Below are 1,716 nucleotides of genomic sequence, written 5' to 3'. Positions count from 1 at the left end.
AACAGCTGACGCATTACTCTGGGCTTGGGAAATTATGAGGGGATCCCTCAGCGCCGCGTTAAGGGGTGAGTGCCGCATAAACCAACCTGCCGCAAACCACTTTCACCACAAAAATCACTGCAAACAAAAAATGCCACGCGGCACGAATCCCGCTTAAACGCTTTGTTATGTTCATAGTTCAAGTTTGACTTTAGTTTCTTCTGAATCTGCTAAATCGTAGAACTTTCGTTTTGCTATGGCCTTAACTGGGTTCTCTAGTTTCCTTACATTACTTAACTTCCACGCCAACCAGCCACTCTCAAACTCTGATTCATCACAGCCTGAATGCTCACAATCCTCTTTTACCCAAGGCTCACACGAGACAATATCAACAACAGCAACAACCTGCCCTGTCAAATCTTCATCGCCCTCTTTTGTTAGCCGTGTGCTATTTTGGACTAGAGCAACATTGAGCATTGGTAACACTTCCGGACGCCAAGTTCTGATTTCCAACAACTTGGTTTTATTCGCAATCATTGTTCCCCACGGCTCAACTACAGATAGAGCTTTCACATTTTTCTCCAAAGAACATAACGCCTGCCAGCACAGGCAAAAAATGGCGGAGCAGTTTTTTGTCATGTGGCTGCATTTGTTAGCCCTTGCTCCATGTTTGTCGCGGCTTGCCGCCAGCACCTTTCGAAAAAGCTACCGCATTTCGCCTTGCCGCAAACCGTGTTTAAGCCACCAAGAGACAACAACCTGAATGTGAATTCAACTGAGTAATTGGAATTTCAGACACGCAACGCAAACAAAGGTTGTTTGCAGATTTCGACACAAAACTGCGGCTATGAAAAGGGGAATTTGGCGACTAAACCTTGGGACTCAAAATTCTAAAATTGACGGGGGAATCCATGTAGCCCTGTTAAGGTGTGAGCAATGCAATACCTAAGCTCCCGCATAACACCTTAATCACTTAAACCAACGCATAGTAAAAATGCCACGCGTTGCGAATCACTCTTAAACAGTTTGTTATACACGTGCTAAAGGCTAGACTCGTAGTAAGTCAGCATTTGTTCTTGGCTAACGTAGTCTCCACCTAACTTCTGCTGTTCTTTTATTATTTCAGCTAATGATGGCAATATTGAACGATCAACTTGAAAATCGTTAGACCACAACTTCCCACGCATAATAGCTTTAGCACAATGGAAGTATGCGCTTTCAACTACCACTTTCACAACGACCTTAGGTTCTTTATTACCATCGGGACAAAGGGCCAATAGTTCAGGCTCTGTATGGATAGTTGCATGACCCTTTAAGCGTACGACTTCATCGACCCCTTTAACCATGAACATCATCCCCACTTTAGGGTTACTTACAATATTCTTAAGGCTATCAATTCGGTTGTTACCGCTACTATCTGGTATCAAGATTGTTGACTGATCCAAAACTTTAACAAATCCGGGAGCACCACCTTTTGGTGATATGTCTGTGAAGCCATTAATGTCAGTACTTGAAAGAATACAAAAATGGCAATTTTCAATCATTGTTATAGAATGACGATCTAACTTACTTAATACCTTATTTTGAGCTTTGTCATTCGGCTTTGGGTACATATCCAGTAGTTGTTCTATCGATGAAATCTGACTCATTCTATTACTTCCTTATAAGTGTATAACGCCCAATTCTAGCGAATCCCCTCAAAATCCCTTTTCTAAACAATGAGAAGGACGCGCACCG

2 protein-coding genes are annotated in these 1,716 nt (G+C 42.6%); both read right to left on the bottom strand.

Translation table 11 applies throughout. The annotated features are described in order from the left end of the window. Positions 1-171: 171 nt before the first annotated feature. The gene (locus CS022_RS24510) at positions 172-552 is read right to left on the bottom strand and encodes an ASCH domain-containing protein (protein ID WP_129124471.1); all 381 of its coding nucleotides are present in this window, start codon (positions 550-552) and stop codon (positions 172-174) included. 467 nt (positions 553-1,019) lie between these two features. Continuing rightward, positions 1,020-1,628 carry an MSMEG_1061 family FMN-dependent PPOX-type flavoprotein gene (locus CS022_RS24505; RefSeq protein ID WP_129124470.1) on the bottom strand — a complete coding sequence of 203 codons (609 nt, stop codon included), beginning with the start codon at positions 1,626-1,628 and terminating at the stop codon, positions 1,020-1,022. Positions 1,629-1,716 lie beyond the last annotated feature (88 nt).

Origin of the sequence: Veronia nyctiphanis (assembly GCF_004116385.1) — a bacterium.
Taxonomy (GTDB): domain Bacteria; phylum Pseudomonadota; class Gammaproteobacteria; order Enterobacterales; family Vibrionaceae; genus Veronia; species Veronia nyctiphanis.
The sequence above is the reverse complement of the archived record's forward strand: the minus strand, read 5'-3'. Positions and strand labels throughout refer to the sequence as shown.

What these genes read in the sequence shown, in the direction of transcription:
- CS022_RS24505 (WP_129124470.1), bottom strand. Translation starts at nt 1,628, where the DNA reads ATGAGTCAGATTTCATCGATAGAACAACTACTGGATATGTACCCAAAG.